Source organism: Methanobrevibacter sp. (assembly GCF_045646045.1).
Taxonomy (GTDB): Archaea; Methanobacteriota; Methanobacteria; order Methanobacteriales; family Methanobacteriaceae; genus Methanocatella.
In genome coordinates this window covers 1-15,779 of sequence record NZ_JAZRJY010000057.1, presented here as the reverse complement: position 1 = coordinate 15,779, position 15,779 = coordinate 1, and the positions used below count along the sequence as shown (strand labels likewise).

23 protein-coding genes are annotated in these 15,779 nt (G+C 30.0%); 2 read left to right on the top strand and 21 right to left on the bottom strand.

Features of this window, described 5'->3' with window-relative positions:
• Positions 1 to 5 precede the first annotated feature (5 nt).
• The 19 genes from ACKI5C_RS03550 to ACKI5C_RS03460 all read right to left on the bottom strand — a co-directional run bounded on the left by ACKI5C_RS03550 (position 6) and on the right by ACKI5C_RS03460 (position 11,666).
• Positions 6 to 1,034, bottom strand: a complete 1,029-nt coding sequence (locus ACKI5C_RS03550) for a 4Fe-4S binding protein (RefSeq protein WP_407431841.1) — start codon at positions 1,032 to 1,034, stop codon at positions 6 to 8.
• The gene (locus tag ACKI5C_RS03545; RefSeq protein WP_407431840.1) at positions 1,035 to 2,159 is read right to left on the bottom strand and encodes a nickel-dependent hydrogenase large subunit; all 1,125 of its coding nucleotides are present in this window, start codon (positions 2,157 to 2,159) and stop codon (positions 1,035 to 1,037) included.
• Positions 2,156 to 2,605, bottom strand: coding sequence for an NADH-quinone oxidoreductase subunit B family protein (locus tag ACKI5C_RS03540; protein WP_407431839.1), 450 nt, complete (start codon positions 2,603 to 2,605; stop codon positions 2,156 to 2,158). The genes ACKI5C_RS03545 and ACKI5C_RS03540 overlap by 4 nt, the downstream gene beginning before the upstream one ends.
• 11 nt (positions 2,606 to 2,616) lie before the next feature.
• The gene (locus tag ACKI5C_RS03535; RefSeq protein ID WP_407431838.1) at positions 2,617 to 3,003 is read right to left on the bottom strand and encodes a DUF1959 family protein; all 387 of its coding nucleotides are present in this window, start codon (positions 3,001 to 3,003) and stop codon (positions 2,617 to 2,619) included.
• 10 nt (positions 3,004 to 3,013) lie between these two features.
• Positions 3,014 to 3,316: an energy-converting hydrogenase subunit EhaL family protein gene (locus ACKI5C_RS03530; protein WP_407431837.1), complete on the bottom strand. Its 303-nt coding sequence runs from the start codon at positions 3,314 to 3,316 to the stop codon at positions 3,014 to 3,016.
• Positions 3,317 to 3,325: 9 nt separating this feature from the next.
• A complete protein-coding gene (locus tag ACKI5C_RS03525) occupies positions 3,326 to 3,583 on the bottom strand; it encodes a hypothetical protein (protein ID WP_296797650.1) in 258 nt (85 codons plus the stop codon).
• 13 nt (positions 3,584 to 3,596) lie between these two features.
• On the bottom strand, positions 3,597 to 4,457 hold the full coding sequence (locus ACKI5C_RS03520) for a respiratory chain complex I subunit 1 family protein (protein WP_407431836.1): 861 nt from the start codon (positions 4,455 to 4,457) through the stop codon (positions 3,597 to 3,599).
• A 7-nt stretch (positions 4,458 to 4,464) separates the two neighbouring features.
• Positions 4,465 to 4,680: a DUF788 domain-containing protein gene (locus tag ACKI5C_RS03515; protein WP_407431835.1), complete on the bottom strand. Its 216-nt coding sequence runs from the start codon at positions 4,678 to 4,680 to the stop codon at positions 4,465 to 4,467.
• A 7-nt stretch (positions 4,681 to 4,687) separates the two neighbouring features.
• Positions 4,688 to 5,359, bottom strand: a complete 672-nt coding sequence (locus ACKI5C_RS03510) for a hypothetical protein (RefSeq protein ID WP_407431834.1) — start codon at positions 5,357 to 5,359, stop codon at positions 4,688 to 4,690.
• Between the two features lie 7 nt (positions 5,360 to 5,366).
• Entirely contained in the window at positions 5,367 to 6,059 is a 693-nt protein-coding gene (locus ACKI5C_RS03505) for an EhaG family protein (protein WP_407431833.1), read from the bottom strand.
• Entirely contained in the window at positions 6,059 to 6,640 is a 582-nt protein-coding gene (locus ACKI5C_RS03500; protein ID WP_407431832.1) for an EhaF family protein, read from the bottom strand. The genes ACKI5C_RS03505 and ACKI5C_RS03500 overlap by 1 nt, the downstream gene beginning before the upstream one ends.
• Positions 6,637 to 6,897 carry an EhaE family protein gene (locus ACKI5C_RS03495; RefSeq protein ID WP_296797672.1) on the bottom strand — a complete coding sequence of 87 codons (261 nt, stop codon included), beginning with the start codon at positions 6,895 to 6,897 and terminating at the stop codon, positions 6,637 to 6,639. The genes ACKI5C_RS03500 and ACKI5C_RS03495 overlap by 4 nt, the downstream gene beginning before the upstream one ends.
• Entirely contained in the window at positions 6,890 to 7,159 is a 270-nt protein-coding gene (locus ACKI5C_RS03490) for a DUF2108 domain-containing protein (RefSeq protein WP_407431831.1), read from the bottom strand. The genes ACKI5C_RS03495 and ACKI5C_RS03490 overlap by 8 nt, the downstream gene beginning before the upstream one ends.
• Before the next feature lie 9 nt (positions 7,160 to 7,168).
• Positions 7,169 to 7,417, bottom strand: a complete 249-nt coding sequence (locus ACKI5C_RS03485) for a DUF2109 domain-containing protein (RefSeq protein WP_296797679.1) — start codon at positions 7,415 to 7,417, stop codon at positions 7,169 to 7,171.
• A gap of 5 nt (positions 7,418 to 7,422) precedes the next feature.
• Positions 7,423 to 7,920: a hypothetical protein gene (locus ACKI5C_RS03480; RefSeq protein WP_407431830.1), complete on the bottom strand. Its 498-nt coding sequence runs from the start codon at positions 7,918 to 7,920 to the stop codon at positions 7,423 to 7,425.
• Positions 7,913 to 8,287 (bottom strand): energy-converting NiFe hydrogenase A subunit EhaA, encoded by a 375-nt coding sequence (ehaA, locus tag ACKI5C_RS03475; RefSeq protein WP_407431829.1) that lies wholly within the window; start codon positions 8,285 to 8,287, stop codon positions 7,913 to 7,915. The genes ACKI5C_RS03480 and ehaA overlap by 8 nt, the downstream gene beginning before the upstream one ends.
• Positions 8,288 to 8,555: 268 nt before the next feature.
• Positions 8,556 to 8,927, bottom strand: coding sequence for a hypothetical protein (locus tag ACKI5C_RS03470; protein WP_407431828.1), 372 nt, complete (start codon positions 8,925 to 8,927; stop codon positions 8,556 to 8,558).
• Positions 8,928 to 9,034: 107 nt separating this feature from the next.
• Positions 9,035 to 10,204: an MFS transporter gene (locus ACKI5C_RS03465; RefSeq protein WP_407431827.1), complete on the bottom strand. Its 1,170-nt coding sequence runs from the start codon at positions 10,202 to 10,204 to the stop codon at positions 9,035 to 9,037.
• Between the two features lie 28 nt (positions 10,205 to 10,232).
• On the bottom strand, positions 10,233 to 11,666 hold the full coding sequence (locus tag ACKI5C_RS03460) for a glycosyltransferase (protein ID WP_407431826.1): 1,434 nt from the start codon (positions 11,664 to 11,666) through the stop codon (positions 10,233 to 10,235).
• Between the two features lie 283 nt (positions 11,667 to 11,949).
• Here ACKI5C_RS03460 and ACKI5C_RS03455 point away from each other — a divergent pair, with 283 nt between their 5' ends.
• The gene (locus ACKI5C_RS03455) at positions 11,950 to 12,591 is read left to right on the top strand and encodes a hypothetical protein (RefSeq protein WP_407431825.1); all 642 of its coding nucleotides are present in this window, start codon (positions 11,950 to 11,952) and stop codon (positions 12,589 to 12,591) included.
• Between the two features lie 30 nt (positions 12,592 to 12,621).
• On the opposite strand, the gene ACKI5C_RS03450 is transcribed toward ACKI5C_RS03455, so the two are convergent.
• Positions 12,622 to 14,349, bottom strand: a complete 1,728-nt coding sequence (locus ACKI5C_RS03450; RefSeq protein ID WP_407431824.1) for a hypothetical protein — start codon at positions 14,347 to 14,349, stop codon at positions 12,622 to 12,624.
• Positions 14,350 to 14,456: 107 nt separating this feature from the next.
• Positions 14,457 to 14,963 (bottom strand): hypothetical protein, encoded by a 507-nt coding sequence (locus ACKI5C_RS03445; RefSeq protein ID WP_407431823.1) that lies wholly within the window; start codon positions 14,961 to 14,963, stop codon positions 14,457 to 14,459.
• A 303-nt stretch (positions 14,964 to 15,266) separates the two neighbouring features.
• Here ACKI5C_RS03445 and ACKI5C_RS03440 point away from each other — a divergent pair.
• Positions 15,267 to 15,779: helix-turn-helix domain-containing protein (locus tag ACKI5C_RS03440; protein ID WP_407431822.1), on the top strand; the 513-nt coding region annotated here is incomplete at its 3' end.

Here is a 15,779-nt window from a genome sequence, read left to right as displayed (position 1 = left end):
AACACTCACTCCATTAAAATCTCCTCATTTAAATTAGATGCTTTCACAGTAACATGAATAATCCTGTCTTCAGCCAAAGAGAATTTGGCTATAAAGTATTTAATTACTGAGAAAGGACATGTTTGGTAACATATACTACATCTTAAACATCTATCCTTATCCCTAACAATAGTATCTGCATCATCATCAAATGAAATACATTTTGTAGGACAGTCAGGGATACATAATTGGCATTTCTTACATTTATCCTTATCCCAATCAATAATTCTAATTTTAAGTCTATTAATTGCATTGGAAATAATTTGGAAGCTGACTTCTTCATCAGGAATAATCTTAAGAGCTTTATCCCAAATCTCATCTAAAGGAATGTCATATTGAAGCAAACTATTCTTTTCAAGTGCTCTTAAATCTTCCTCTTTTGAATTAATATAATCTTCAATATAGTTAACAGTAAGAAGAATTAAATCCTTTTGGCCGTTAAGATTTTCAACAAATACTTCTTTCATTGCTCCGTTAACCGGACAAACATCAATACAATCACCACAGCCAATACAATTAAGTTGATCTACATGCAATTTATCATTAACAAGAGAAATTGCCCCGACAGGACATTTTTTCATACATTTTTTACATTTAATACATAAAAAGTCATCAACAATGTATTGCTTTTTTGAAGGAATAATATTGAATTCAGGCATGATTAAATGGTTTTCACCACATTCCAATGTTTTTGGGTCTGTAGGACAAACTTCCGCACAGAAACCACAACGAATACAAGCGCCGGGATTGATTACAGGGAAAGTTAATCCCTCTCCGGTTTCATCATCCTTTTCACGAATAATCTTAATTGCATTAGGTGAAGGACAAGAAACAGTACAGGCACCGCATCCAATACAAAATTCCTTATTTACTTTTGGAAAATCTCTAAATCTTTCCGGCTTTTCAGCAAGTTCAGGTAAAGATTTAGCATTAGTAAATGCATCAGCCCATGCTTTCTTCGCAAAATCATAAATATACCAAATTAAAGATGACATTTACTTTACCTCACAAATATCTGTTAAATAAGTTTCACCATGTTCATTTGTAACTGCAACTCTCTCAGCACATGCAACACATGGGTCACAAGAAGCATAAGTTGAAATAGCATCAGAAACTGAAGCAACATCCCTAATCATATATTTAGCACAGGAATCCATATTTGGAATACTTGGAGTCCTTATGGAAATATGCTTAATTAAATTACCGTTAGTTTCAATTGTATAAGTTACTTCACCACGAGGAGCTTCATTTCTCCATTGTGCATAACCTGATTTGATTTCTACAGGAGTACGAATCTCACCTTTAGGAATATTTTCAATAGCTTGTCTAATCAAACTAATGGATTCAGGAATTTCATCAAAACGGTTTAATGTTCTTGCGTAATTATCTCCCTCTTTTCTCCAAATAGTATTGAAGTCAAAATAATCCTTGTATGTTGGATGGTCTTCACGATAATCATATTTAATTCCGGAACCTCTGCCTATTGGACCGACAGTTCTTCCTTTAATAGCTTCTTTTTTAGTCATAACCCCAACACCCTTACAACGAAGAGCTAAAGCGGGACCTTCAGCAAACATTTCTCTTGTAATCTCAAAGCCTTCTTCAATTTTTTTAAGATTTTCCAAGATTGGCTTGAAATGACGCTCATCAGCATCCATTTTAACTCCGCCAACAACATTCCAACCCATATTAACTCTATTTCCAGTTAATAGTTCAATGGCATCCATTGCATATTCTCTCAATTCCAATACATGCATAAATAAAGTTTCATGATCCATTGATTTGAAGAATGTTGAATTTCCAAGAAAATGACTTTGAATTCTATCTAACTCATTAGTAATGACTCTTAAAAATTGTGCTCTAGGAGGTGCTTGAACACCGCAAATTCTCTCAATTGTTTCTGCAAAAGTCTGAGTATGCTCATATGAACAAATTCCACAAACTCTTTCAGATAAATAGATACCTCTCTGCCAGGTTTGACCTTCAATAATTTTTTCAATACCTCTGTGAACATAACCGTATTCAATTTCTGCCTTTACAACACGTTCTCCTTCCGTTTGAAGTTTAAGTCTTATAGGTTCTTTTAAAGCAGGATGAATAGGACCAATTGGCAATATCATTTCTCTTCCCTCCCACGATCAGCAATAGCTTGAGGACCAACAGCCAAAATAGCTTCTAAAATTTCACTAGGCCTTGGCGGACATCCTGAAACTGCAGCATCAACAGGAATAAAATCAGAAGCAGGAGCATAAACATGACCTCCCTCTTGATTAAATACATCTCCAGATTGTGGGCAGTTTCCAATAGCTACTACAATTTTTGGTTCAGGAGCTTTGTCGTAAACTCTCTTTAAGTTTGTTCTCCATTGCTCTGTAACAGCACCTGTTAATAACAGAACATCAGCTTCACGAGGATTATTGTGAACATAAATACCATATTGCTCCAAATCATATCTAGGAGATAATAATGCGACACATTCAACATCACATCCATTACACCCCCCACAATTTACAATACAGACATGAATTGAGCTTTTCCTCACAACATCCTTAATTGAATCTAACATTTTATCCCTCTTTATCTAGAATTTTTTAATAACTGGAATAATTCTTTTTGACCTTCTTTTAATACATCAGAATAATTTTTACCATCCATTATTTGACCGGCTAATTTTTCTTTAAGTTTATCGCCATCTTCTTTAGAAAGCAAACCTAAATTACCTACAAACCAGCATAGTCTTAAATCAGCATGTAATTTTTTAACTAAACATTGATAATGTGCGGTTTCAAAGGTAGCATGCAAAGATAATACTTCAGACATATCCAATAAATCAAAGAACATATGCTCTACTTCTTCAGGAGTACAGTCGAAATCTTCAGCTAAAGGAAGAATAATATCCCTTTGGCATACATAAGTTTTTACCATACGATCCTTCATCATTTCTAATTTTGCTTCATCATCCATTGAAATCACATCATTTAATCAAGTGTAATACTAAATAAATAATTATAGCTATTGTCAAACCAATAGCAGTTTCTTTTCTTCCATATCCCGGTCTTTCACCCATGACAAAACCGGCTAAGAGAAATCCAATTCCTCCTAGAATCATATTACCTGAATTAAAACCTAAAATCCAACCAACAATAGACATTATGCAAGTTTTAATATCTAAACTACTATCAGCAACATAAGGTTCACCATGTAACTTATAACTGTATAATAATCCAAGAATGGAACCAATAACAAATGTAAGCAAATAAATTAAATAATCTAACATAATATCTCCTTAAATTGGTTTATAAAGTAATATAAATGAACAAATAATTACTATAAATGTTACGAAAAACATTATTTTCTCTAAATTTTCAATTTTATGTGCAAAATGACCTTTATTAGTTAACAATACAAGGATAGCTAAAATTAACCCCAAAATTGGGATTGGAGCCAAAATTGTAGAATGAAGAACTGTTGCAAGCAAACCAACAACAATTATACCAATTGCAACCAATGAAGTTAAATATACTATGACTTTTTCTGAACTCATCTTATCCCCATCCTTAAATTAATATCATTACTACTGTTCCTATAAAACAGACAGCCCCCATAGTTATTTGAGTCATTACAGAATGATTCGGATTTAATATTGGAGTTGTTGAATTAATAAATCCTGTAATAAATGTCAATACAATCATTCCAATAAGATAACCTACTGCACTTAATGGTCCGAAGAATATTGTTAAGAATACCCATAACATGACATACCAGGATATTGATTCTGAAAACATTATAAATCCTCTTAAAAATCCAAAGTGCTCCGTTTCAAAACCTGAAATTAATGCTTTGTCTTTTGTTATTCCAAATGGAGAGTATGGAGATTTTGATAACAATAACAAGAAAAACATTATAGCTGCAAGAGGTATTGAAAATGCCAATGGACCATTACTAGCCTGATAACTAATAATATCACCTATATTCATTGAACCTGTTTTTAAATAAACAAGCACAATAGCTGCAAATAATGGTAGTTCAGTTGCTGCGGATAAAACAGCCCTTACACAACTTGCTTTACCATAAGGGGAACCGGAACTAGATCCTGAGTTATGCTCAACAATTTTATAAACCGCATATACACCGAATAAAATTAATAATGAACCGTGAGCAACCGGACCAACAATTACTCCAACTACCCAAATCGCAGCCAAAATAAATACAATACCAATATAAAAGGGCATTGAAACTGTTTTTGGAAATGCAGTTTCTTTAAAGAAGAATTTTAAAGAGTGCAATAAATGCTGTATAATAGGCGGACCAGGTCTTTTCTGAACACGTGCCATTATTTTTCTGTGCAAACCTAATAGTAAGCTTCCAGCAAGGAATGCAATAAATACATTAATTAAAATATCTGCCATCAAATTCATAATACCACTAATATCCAGTAAACGGTTCTTTCACCCTTTCTTCTTCATCTTCCGCTCTAGGTTTGGCCATTGTAAGCAGGCCGAATGATAAGACCCAAAGTGGAATACCGATAATAGCTACCAAATAAACAATCCAATCCTGGAAGTTTATAACCAGACAAGCTAGAATAGCTATTGTTGATATAATTAATAATATAATACATAAGCTTTTTTGATTAACCATACTCTCACTACCACAATACCAATAACAATATTTCAACAGCCCTTACAATAATAAACAAAGAACTTAAGTGAATAATAACAATAAATGGAGAACCTGGTGTTCTAAACATCTCAGCCTTACTTGCGAAAAATGGTGCTACACCACTTTCACCCAATATACCAAGCAACATCAATACTGCACCAAATACAACCATTGGAGTTGCAGGCATCTGTGATAGAACAGCAAGACTTAAAGTTCCTGTTGATGCAAGGATAATAGATGCTCCACCGAATAACGGTAAACTACACATCATAGCAATTAAACCATATTGATAAGCAGAATTTAAAACAGTGGTTTGTTTTACAGCAGAAACAATACCAATATTTAAAATACCAATTAATGCCATGAATAATGTAAAGTTAAATAAATCTCCAGTTATCATCGCTCCAGCAGAAGCAATACCACAAATTACTGATAAAAATCTTCTTTGTTTAAATTCTTTTTTACCTACTTTAACATTAGTATTCGAAAGTTCCATTAATGTAGCTTCTACCTGTGTTTCGGTTTTACTTATTGCAATTAACAATGTAAATACTAAAAGCACAATAAATAAGAACAAACTAAGTGGCGTAATATATAACACGATATCTCCGAGAGATATTGTACCTAATAAATTTCCTCCAAGCGTAACAAAATCCATTTTACCACTACTCCTTATCAATGTCCTCTCTCATAAGTAGTCCAATTAAACCAACTTTTGAAGCTACTTTTAATAATAAACCACAAGCTGCTAAGAATAAACTAAGTATCCATAAACTAGGAGCTACAAAGAATAAAGCGAATCCAATAATCCATAAACACCATGCAATACCAGATACGCCAGCAATACCATCAAGAATTAATACAGGAAGTCCTCTTGCCTTTTTGGATAAAGCATATAGAACAATTCCTCCACCAGCAACAGCACCACCAGTAAATCCAGTTAAAAATATTCCATAAGCGATTAATACTAAAGCTATGAAATTAGGTGCAGTAGTCATAATTTCCATATCCAAAGCAAACGGCTGAGGGAACAAGGAAGTCGATTTAGTTAAGTTTGCCCTCGGATTTGCTTCGATTTTATGCATTTCTCTTGAAAGCAGTATTTCAGAAATAGCTAAAGTTTCAGCCAGTTCAACTACCAAACCAGGCAATATTAAAGCCTCTGCCAAATCAGTACCAACTGCAGAAACTATAATAATCATTGCAAGACCTATCAAATCGGTTAATATGAGAATATGAATATCTCTACGATTTAATGCAATTGCCATTGATCCAATGAAACCTATGATTAACGCTCCATAAATAGCAGGCAAATACATTGAAAGGAATTCAGCAGGAACATGAGAAGGTAAAAACATTAGTTATCCCTCCTTAACTGTTTAGCCCTAGCTTTTTCATCATTAATTTTTATTTCACGAGCAACATTAGCTGAATCATTAGCTGCTTTTTTTATGTCTTTTTCTATGTCTCTTCTATCCATTGTATAATTAATCGCCAACCATGAAGCAATAATAAATGCCATCATCAATATTGAAGATTCTAAAATGGTATCGAAACCTCTCGTATAATACAATACTTCATCTATAAGTCCACCAGGAGAGGAATAAATTGAAGTACCGAAATAAGGTGATATTGAAGATATCCATTCCGCTAATGGAGACATATAACCTGTAATCATACCTAATTCTTTAGAATTTTCAGGGAACTGTGCCTTAACAAATCCTGGTTCTTTTAATATTGCTCCACCCCTATCATAAGGAGCGATTGGAAGGCCATCATCAATTTGAACTTGAGGAGCCGGTCTTGTATATAATTGATCTGGATTCAAAGCCATAGGAACAAATAAACCCAAAATCAAGATAATTCCAAGACAAAATGCAAATAAACGAGGAACAGTTTTCGGATCAGCCAATTTATTCCAGATTTTTCCTATTTTCATACGTCTGCCCCCATTTCTTCTAAACGAATAATAGCCCTAAATAAGATTAAAGTAATGACAACTGTTGTTGCAACTAATGTTAATAAAGCTAAAACATGATTATAGGATAACAATACCAAACAAACACCGATTGATGCTATTTCAGTATTGAATGTTCTGACAATAGGATCTTTAACTCCAGGACCCCATGCAGTAGCTAAACTACCTACAATAGCCAAAATAATTCCAAAATAGAAAAATAATTGAACACTAATCATGTATCTCACCACTTTCTACCTTTTTAGCCCTAATCTCTTTAATTTTAACAATAGCCATTATAAATACCAATGTTGATAAAGGACCGGATAATGCAACAAACAAAGCCACATCCAAATATCTAAATAATACTACACTTAATAAAAATCCTGCATCAAGTATAGAAAACATTATAACTTTATCTAAAGGTTTTTTAAGTAAAATGATACCCAAAGCACCAATAATCATTAATGCAATTGCAATTATAGATACAAAAAATTCCATACAATCCCCTCAATCTAAAAGTATTTCCTCATCTAATTTTTTTAAGGTGTATGCAATTGCATTTGCACTAATTGTAGAACAAATAAAGAATGCTGCTGCAACAATAAGAGCAAACGGAGTATTTATTACAAGGGCAATTAATGCAGATACTCCAAAACCTATAACATTTAAGTATAATAATCTTTCTGCCCTATTTTTAGTAATCAATGCTCTTAGAGATACAAATATTAAAATTACACCAATAATTTCTACATACATAAATATCACTCTTTAGCATGTCTATTAAATTTTTCAGCTATCTTACCAAGAATGATAGATGCCCTAACTTGATCAATACCTTGGATAGTCAATATTGCAATAACCATGCCTACAATAAACATTTCTGGAGTCAGTCCAATAAATGAAAAGATAAAAATAAGCAATGTTGCAGTTAATGACCCAGTAGTTCCAGCATAACCCGGATCAGCACATAACCTATTTCCAATGAATATTAAAAATGCTGCAATAATACCTCCAGGAATGCCTAAAACCAAATATCCAATAGATGCCATTAATGTACCAGCAGATGCATCCGGAGAACATAAAATGTTTCCTTGGAAAAATCCACCAGCAATATCTCCGTTTCTTTTTTTAATAGATTCACCAATAATTCGAGCCCCTTTAACACCAGGTTGTTCAGGAAGTCCGAAATAAGTATCAACAATTACAAAATTTAACCAACAGATAATTGCTGCAAGTATTACACCTATTATTTCATTCATTTTTATCCTCCCCCTCTGCTGGAGATGGAAATATATAATTAAATAAATATTTCACGAACAGACCAGAACAAATACCAATAATAACGGCAAGTAGGAGTCCATTAAATGCAAATGTGTAATTTAAAACCAAAAATAATGATAAAATACCAATTGCAATAATTGGAGTTGGATAAATCGCACTAACATCAAATGAATACCTATCAGTCGGCATTAACGGAACTCTCAATATCAATGCTATAATGATAGATACAACAATAGCAACCAAATATGCCAAAATTATATCAAAATAACCAATTGTTATGTTAGCAAAACCATAAACATTAGCAATAGCCAGTGAGTTTACAGTTAGATGAACTAAATCAAACATATTAAGACTTCCTATATTATAATATAATATATTTATTTATAATCAAAAAAATATATAAATGTTATTACTTAAAAATAATAAATAAAACCTTAAATAACATCAAATTAACCAAATAGACCATTTAATCAATTGATAAAATATAAAAATATATTACTAATGATTAAAATTATTTTGTAAGATTTTATGTTGTAAATGAGCTAAAAAAAATCAGTTAATGTGGTAAAAATTAATTTTGACAGACCCACATTTTTAAAAAAAAATAATAATTTTAGTGGAATCCACACCCACTGCAAGTTTCACATTTTTCCTCTTCTAAAGGATTATACTGCTTATCTTCTTGCAAAGTAGCAGAAATGAAATATTGATCAAATTCATCCTTATTTTTTAAAACAGGTGACAGGCCTTTAAATTCACACCTAATATCACCAGTTCCACCAATATCTACAAGAATAGGTTCACCCATTTTAAACCTTTTAAAATAGTCTTCAACTTCATTTATTAAATCTCCAGGGGCTCTGAAATTAAAAGACAAAATATTATTTTCTTTCATTTTTAAACCAACATATTTTTGGTCTATTTCATAATTTAATCCTAATTGTTTTTTGAATACAACATTATTACCAATATCAGAAGTTGACATAATCATAATTCCCTCAATATTTTAGTTACTTAAAGTTAGTTTTTTCTAATATATATAATTTTATCACATGAAGTTCAACTCATATCAGACAGCCCAGTTCATATTGATTATTTTTTTTCAACTACAAATGAAGTCAATGCAAAGATGCATCCGATAACGGTAATAACGACTAATGAAACAAGCAACAGATTAACATCAAATAATTGGAGAATATTACCTCCAATGAAATTAGCAAATATTAATCCAATGGTTAATGTTGCACCCATAAGAGCTTGGCCTTCATATTTGTCTTCTTCACTGATTATTTCATCAGTAAAATGAACGGAAGCAGGTATGATTATAGCAAAAGTAAACATGTGTAAAATTAATGAAATATAAATGCCCATAGGATCTTTTGCAGTTAAAATAACAAAAGAACGTACAACATATAACAAACTAGCTATAACAATTAATTTTTTAACAGATACTCTTTTTAATATTTTGGCAAATAAAAACATTGCAGGCAATTCTAAAAAAGCCCCAATTGAATTAGCAAGAGACACGTCAGAGATATTTCCACCAACATTTTCAAAAATATTAATCATATAACACAAAAATATATTGTGAAATACCATGAATAATGCAATTGCAATGAAGATTAAAGTAAAAATAGGATATTTTAATAAAACATTATTTCTAAACTGCTTAGACTTATTTTCAACATCTACATTACTACCATAATATGGAAGTGAATATATGAGAAAAAGCATGAGAACTGCAGATATTACAGTGAATAAATTAATTATCATAACATTATTCTTATCAACAAGAATAAATCCGACAATAGCTGAAAAAATCATGTAAGACAATGATGCAAATCCTCTTGAAACACCAAAATTGGTTTCTATCCCACGGTTTTCATAATAAAAAACAGCAGTGTTTAAAAATGGATACATTGCACCCAATACAACAACCATTAAACCGAATAAAAAAATTAACAAATAATGTGGGGCAACAAATATTCCTAAGGAAGATATCAGCATAATAATGTTTAATACGAATAAAATATTTTTCCAGGAATATTGTCTAATATCAGCAAATCTACCGATTAATGGTTGCATAATAGATGACAATAAAGCTGAAATCCCAATCGTTACTCCAATTACAATATATGAAAAACCCAAAGTGGTGAGGAAATATACACCATAACCGAATATAGTCAATGTGAAAACAGCAAAAATACAGTATAATGCCCAACAATTTAGATTAATTTTATTTATTTTGTCTGTTAAAAACATGAAAACTCACTTGATTGAACTTATCCAGTTATGTATTAATTCCAGATGAATGTATATCTCTATAATAATTCTCAAACTTAGATTTATCAAAATCACCATCAAAATGATGTATTGTAACAACAAGAGCATCACATAGTTCATCATTAATTTTAAGAACTATTGAACTTAAAACATCAGAATTTAATTTATACGGTTCCTCCAAAAGAATTGTATAATCTCCTTTTGTATACTTTTCGGCTTCAGATTGGACAATATCCAAATCCAATTCCTCATCATTACATATATAAACAATGTTTTCAGGATACAAGTGTTGATATTTTCTACAAATTGAATCTGTATTATCCTCACTTCCATTATTCACCAAAATCATTTGGATATTACTTTCAAATGAAAAATGCTGATTTAAAATTGAGGTAATACCCATTTCAAGATAAGACTCTGCATTATGACATACCACAATCAATGAAAATATTTTAAATTGATCCATTTTTGAAAATTCCTCATAATCTTTGGATTCTATTAATTTTAATGTCCTATTTTTAACATTGAGACTTAAATTATTTTTAATCTCATCATCTGCTAAAACTTCAATTAAATCTTCTTTTAAAACATTATAAAAATTTTCTTTATACTTAGGAGCCGTTTGTGTATAACGAGCAAATATCAAAAACAACATCCTGTTAGCCAATGCCACCTTATACTCGGAATATTTATTGACCTGTTTAAAAAATTCTCTTTCTTTTTTATAAACATAAACCATATCAACATAATTGTTCTCTTTATCCAAATATGAAATTGAACCATCTCTATTAATTCTATAATAATACAAAAACTCATTCACAACAGAAATCCGTTGAGCCAACAAATAACTTTTAATAAAGAAAACTTCATCTTCAAAGATTAAATGTGGAGGAAATTCAATTGAATTATCTTCTAAAAGAGATTTTCTATAAAGTTTATTATAAGCATTTACAACTATATCACAGGTAAATGAAGTAGTGTCATCAGCATTGAATACATCCTTTTCAAGATTCTCAAAAACACTTAAATTATAATATTCCATGTCATCATAAAATTTTCCAGTCACATTATCGAATAAAGAAATTTTACAAATAGATAAATCCAAATTATTTAATTCGCATGATACATATAACTTTTCAAACATGTATTCATTAACAAAATCATCACTATCAACAAAGCCAATATATTTTCCATTAGCATGTTTTATTCCAACATTACGTGCAATAGATAAACCACTATTTTCAATAGTTAAAATTTTAACTCTTGAATCCTTTTTGGCATATTCTTCAAGTATTTTTAAAGAATTATCCGTAGACCCATCATTCACGCATATTATTTCAATATCCTTTAAACTTTGATTGACAATTGAATCTAAGCATTCTTCAAGATAATTTCCTGTATTATAAACTGGAACTATAATAGAAACTTTTATTTCACTCATATTTTCACGTTGTCATTGTTATTTGAATTCAGTAATAATATATGTTTGACTATATGACTTGTATATATTAAAAAATAAAATAATGCATTATAAATTACATATTAAATGTAAAAGCCATTATTAATATACTATTTAGATTTAAAACATTTAAATCTTTGGATTATCAATATTAAAATTAAAAAAAGTAATTATTCCAATATGTTGGAACATTTACATATAATGAATAACATATGTAACTATTATATCAAATTTGATTTAAAGAAGTTATTAATAGGGGAAGAAAATGTATTGTCCAAAATGTGGAGAAGAAAATAAGGGAAATCCAACATATTGTAAAAAATGTGGAACAAAGTTAAAAAATAAGGAAATAATAAATGAACCTCCGAAAACTGATGATAATAATAAAAATAAAATAATAATTATTGGTTTGGTAGCTGTTATAGTGATTTTAATAGTTGGAATGCTTTTTGTAGGAGGCGTTTTTAAAAGTGAAACACCTCAAGCTAATGCATCAAACTCAAAAAATACATCACCAAGCAGTTCTGTTGATGTACCTCAATCATCATCTTCAGAACCTTCACCTGCGCCTTCTTCAACACCTTCATCAATTAGTATTCTTGGAGGTAGTTTTTCAACGGGAAGCGGAGATGCAGATAAAACATATGCTAGGATAAATGTTGGAACAGGACATGCCGGTGAAAATGTTATTGTACAAATCTACTATTCCAGAGATGGAAAAAGCTTAAACAATGGTAATATGGTTCCTGCTACAGTTCATTCAGATGGTTATCTGGAAATAGCTTCAGCAGATGCATATTCATTATATCCTGACCATGCTACTATAAATATTTATGACTCAAACAGCAAACTTTTAACTAGCAGAAGCGTGTCTTTAAGGGCTGCAAGTGGTACTCAAACATTTTAGAGTACCTTCTTTTTATTTTTTTAATTAAAACTAATTTTTTAGAATATTTCGAATGCCTTCTTTTTCAATTATAGAAACAATACCTGCAATAGCTAAAACTTCAAATATAGCAAAAATAGCTTGACAATTAGATGAATAAGCCATAGTGTATTCACAATAACCTAAAAATGATGAAAACCAACAAAGACCAAATAGCTGTACTGCAAATGTTCCCAATAACAATATTTCAAAAAGAAATACTAAAGAAAGATTTTTTGACTTGAATCTATTCAATATTAAATTAATGCCTGTTAAAATGAATGAAATAACAGATATGATAACAATAATTATTGAAATTAATTGATAAAAATGAATACTTGATTTTGCAAAATTCCATTCAAAATTATCCTGTGAATATTCGCTTTTAGTAAATATATTCATGTGTAAAAATGATTCAACATCTTTAACCTGATTATTTTCTCCAAAAGTCAGTGACGGAAGCATTACATCAACATTACAGTCCTGAATATCTCGACCTAAATCTTTATATAAAATGGATGTTTTAAGTAATGAGAAGAATAAATCTTTTAAATCGAAAATTTCACCAACAGATCTTCCAACAGCATATTTGGATATGAATATTTTATCAGATTTATTTAAATCACCATTTTTAAAAGCATCATCAAGTTCAGCATTTACTTTATGGAAGAAATCGCTTGTTGATTTTTCATCAGTATATAAACCGGAAGCCGCCAATGCATCCCTTAAACTCCAAGCATTTGTATCTCCATTAAGCTTATTTTCTTTTAAATTCCCCTGTGCCCAACCGGAATGAACCCAGTTATTAAATAAGTCAGGTCTGCTTTGTAATGTAGGAGAAGCATTCCATGCCTTATCAATTGTGGAATAAGTAACCCAATAAACATCAGAGTTATTTTTATCATCAATTAATAAAAGATTATGGAAAAATTCGCCTAATTCCCCTTCAGTTCTTGTATTAATATCATACACCCCAAATTTTTCATGATTAACCTCAGAATAAGCAAAAGTGCATCCTACAAATATAAGAATAGGAATAATACATAAAATAATGGTTTTATAAGATTTTTTAACATTAAAACTTTTATTTTTAATTACAGGCACAAATTTAAGAATCAATACAAGAAATATTGAAGCTAAGAATAATATTAAAATTCCAATTCCGTCTTCTTTGAGATAATAATTAAAAGTGAATAAAAGTCCCAATACAATACCCCAAACCAGCAGATTTCGATTAGAAATATCTTCAGAAATTACCTTATTCATGAAAATAAATAAAGAAGACAATAACAAAATTAAAAATGGAGCAATAGCTGCATTCCTATAAACTCTACCACTAATAAAAAGATCCAGACCACATGGCAAAAAGATTATAAATAAATATATTAAGGCCAGAAAAATCTGATTTTTAGTGAAATAATTATAAACAGCATATACTATTAAAATTCCACCCAATATCCATACTAACGAAAGAACAAATCCATAAGGCAGTCCAATTACATTAACAAACTTTAAAAAAAGCGAATAACCGATAGTTTTACTTAATGAATGAATATTCCAATTAGCGAAGTATTGGCTCAAATGAGCATTGTTAATTAATAGCAATTCATCAAGTTGATTTGTAAGCAAATACCAATAAGGAAAAGAATTCCCAATATAAAGACGCAATACTGTTAGTAAAGATACAATGGAAATAATCAAATACGAACTAATTCGGTTAATTTTACCTACAAATTCCATGATAAAAGTTAGTTCATATAAATATTTAAAATTTTTCATAGAAAAAATTAGTTAAAATACCAAAAAATTGAATTAAAATATATTATAATAATTCAATAAATTTAGGGTTAAAGTGAAAGCCCCATAAATGCAATACCATAAAATATAAAATCCGAGAATATATGAGTCAGATATGAAACTAAAATATTTTTTGTTTTAATATATCCAATAAACTCAAATATTGAACCAAAACCTTGTATCCAAATTGTAAATATAAATAATTGCCAACTAAATGTATGAATGAATGCAAAGAATATCATAGTTATAATCATAGACAATATTACAGATAATTTACGATTATCACTATATTTGTAAATTACTCGTAAGAAGAACATGAATGGAACAAATTTAACAAATTCTTCAGTCATTAATGAAAATGGTAATGGGACAAAAGTCCATAATGTTACTTGTTGACCACCAAAATTACCAGGGTCTATTCCAAAATAATGTAAAAAATCACCCATTAATGTTGCATATATAATATATCCTATACAAAGAACAAATGCTAAAGCAACATCTTTACGAGAAAGCTTCTGAAATATTGCATTATAATCCCATTTTAAAAAGTATAACACGGGAACAACAACAATTATACAAGAGAGAATTGAAAAATAAATTTTAGAACCCACTGAAAGAAACAAACCAATAAAAATTAAAATGAATAAAACAACCCAACCCCATTTTGGTACATGAGGATTTTTCTTATAAAATGGAAAATCCAAATCCTTATTTTCAAATTTAAAAAAAAATCCATATTTGACATGAAATTCTATTTGATTTAAACAATGATAAATTTTTCTAAAAAATTTAAAAAAAATAGTAAGTATAATATATTGTTATATACATATTCTATAATGTTATAGATTTAAGGTGTTAAGATGAATGAGTATAACAAAGATATTGGAAATAGAATTAAAGAATTAAGAGAACTTTCTGATATTTCAGTACAAGATATCGCACAAGAACTAAACATAGATGCGAAAACATACACACAATACGAAACTGGAGTGGTAGATATCCCAGCTAGTTTCTTATACGAAATTGCAAACATATTCCAAGTAGATTTAAGTTTACTTTTAACTGGTGAAGAAAGTAGAATGAGTATCTTTGATGTCACACGTGCAAACAAAGGTATTTCCGTTGAAAGAAGAAAAGAATACAATCACGAAAACCTATGCTCTAAATTTATTCACAAAAAAGCTGAAACTTTTTTAGTAACAGTAGATCCTGAAAAAAATCCAATTCCATCTTTGAATTCACACCCTGGTCAAGAATTCAATTACGTTCTTGAAGGAACACTTAAAATTTACATACACAATAATGAAATTATTTTAAATGAAGGTGACTCAATATTTTTTGATTCAACACATAGACACGCAATGGTAGCGTTA

Bases quoted from the DNA above. Each gene is read 5' to 3' on its own strand.
- ACKI5C_RS03525 (WP_296797650.1), bottom strand. From the start codon at position 3,583: ATGAGTTCAGAAAAAGTCATAGTATATTTAACTTCATTGGTTGCAATT.
- ACKI5C_RS03455 (WP_407431825.1), top strand. From the start codon at position 11,950: ATGTATTGTCCAAAATGTGGAGAAGAAAATAAGGGAAATCCAACATAT.
- ACKI5C_RS03465 (WP_407431827.1), bottom strand. From the start codon at position 10,204: ATGTTTTTAACAGACAAAATAAATAAAATTAATCTAAATTGTTGGGCA.
- ACKI5C_RS03500 (WP_407431832.1), bottom strand. From the start codon at position 6,640: ATGAAAATAGGAAAAATCTGGAATAAATTGGCTGATCCGAAAACTGTT.
- ACKI5C_RS03480 (WP_407431830.1), bottom strand. From the start codon at position 7,920: ATGAATGAAATAATAGGTGTAATACTTGCAGCAATTATCTGTTGGTTA.
- ACKI5C_RS03510 (WP_407431834.1), bottom strand. From the start codon at position 5,359: ATGGATTTTGTTACGCTTGGAGGAAATTTATTAGGTACAATATCTCTC.
- ACKI5C_RS03470 (WP_407431828.1), bottom strand. From the start codon at position 8,927: ATGTCAACTTCTGATATTGGTAATAATGTTGTATTCAAAAAACAATTA.
- ACKI5C_RS03495 (WP_296797672.1), bottom strand. From the start codon at position 6,897: ATGATTAGTGTTCAATTATTTTTCTATTTTGGAATTATTTTGGCTATT.
- ACKI5C_RS03450 (WP_407431824.1), bottom strand. From the start codon at position 14,349: ATGGAATTTGTAGGTAAAATTAACCGAATTAGTTCGTATTTGATTATT.
- ACKI5C_RS03540 (WP_407431839.1), bottom strand. From the start codon at position 2,605: ATGTTAGATTCAATTAAGGATGTTGTGAGGAAAAGCTCAATTCATGTC.
- ACKI5C_RS03485 (WP_296797679.1), bottom strand. From the start codon at position 7,417: ATGTATGTAGAAATTATTGGTGTAATTTTAATATTTGTATCTCTAAGA.
- ACKI5C_RS03520 (WP_407431836.1), bottom strand. From the start codon at position 4,457: ATGAATTTGATGGCAGATATTTTAATTAATGTATTTATTGCATTCCTT.
- ACKI5C_RS03530 (WP_407431837.1), bottom strand. From the start codon at position 3,316: ATGTTAGATTATTTAATTTATTTGCTTACATTTGTTATTGGTTCCATT.
- ACKI5C_RS03505 (WP_407431833.1), bottom strand. From the start codon at position 6,059: ATGTTTTTACCTTCTCATGTTCCTGCTGAATTCCTTTCAATGTATTTG.
- ACKI5C_RS03515 (WP_407431835.1), bottom strand. From the start codon at position 4,680: ATGGTTAATCAAAAAAGCTTATGTATTATATTATTAATTATATCAACA.
- ACKI5C_RS03535 (WP_407431838.1), bottom strand. From the start codon at position 3,003: ATGGATGATGAAGCAAAATTAGAAATGATGAAGGATCGTATGGTAAAA.
- ACKI5C_RS03545 (WP_407431840.1), bottom strand. From the start codon at position 2,159: ATGATATTGCCAATTGGTCCTATTCATCCTGCTTTAAAAGAACCTATA.
- ACKI5C_RS03460 (WP_407431826.1), bottom strand. From the start codon at position 11,666: ATGAGTGAAATAAAAGTTTCTATTATAGTTCCAGTTTATAATACAGGA.
- ACKI5C_RS03490 (WP_407431831.1), bottom strand. From the start codon at position 7,159: ATGGAATTTTTTGTATCTATAATTGCAATTGCATTAATGATTATTGGT.
- ACKI5C_RS03550 (WP_407431841.1), bottom strand. From the start codon at position 1,034: ATGTCATCTTTAATTTGGTATATTTATGATTTTGCGAAGAAAGCATGG.
- ehaA (WP_407431829.1), bottom strand. From the start codon at position 8,287: ATGTTTGATTTAGTTCATCTAACTGTAAACTCACTGGCTATTGCTAAT.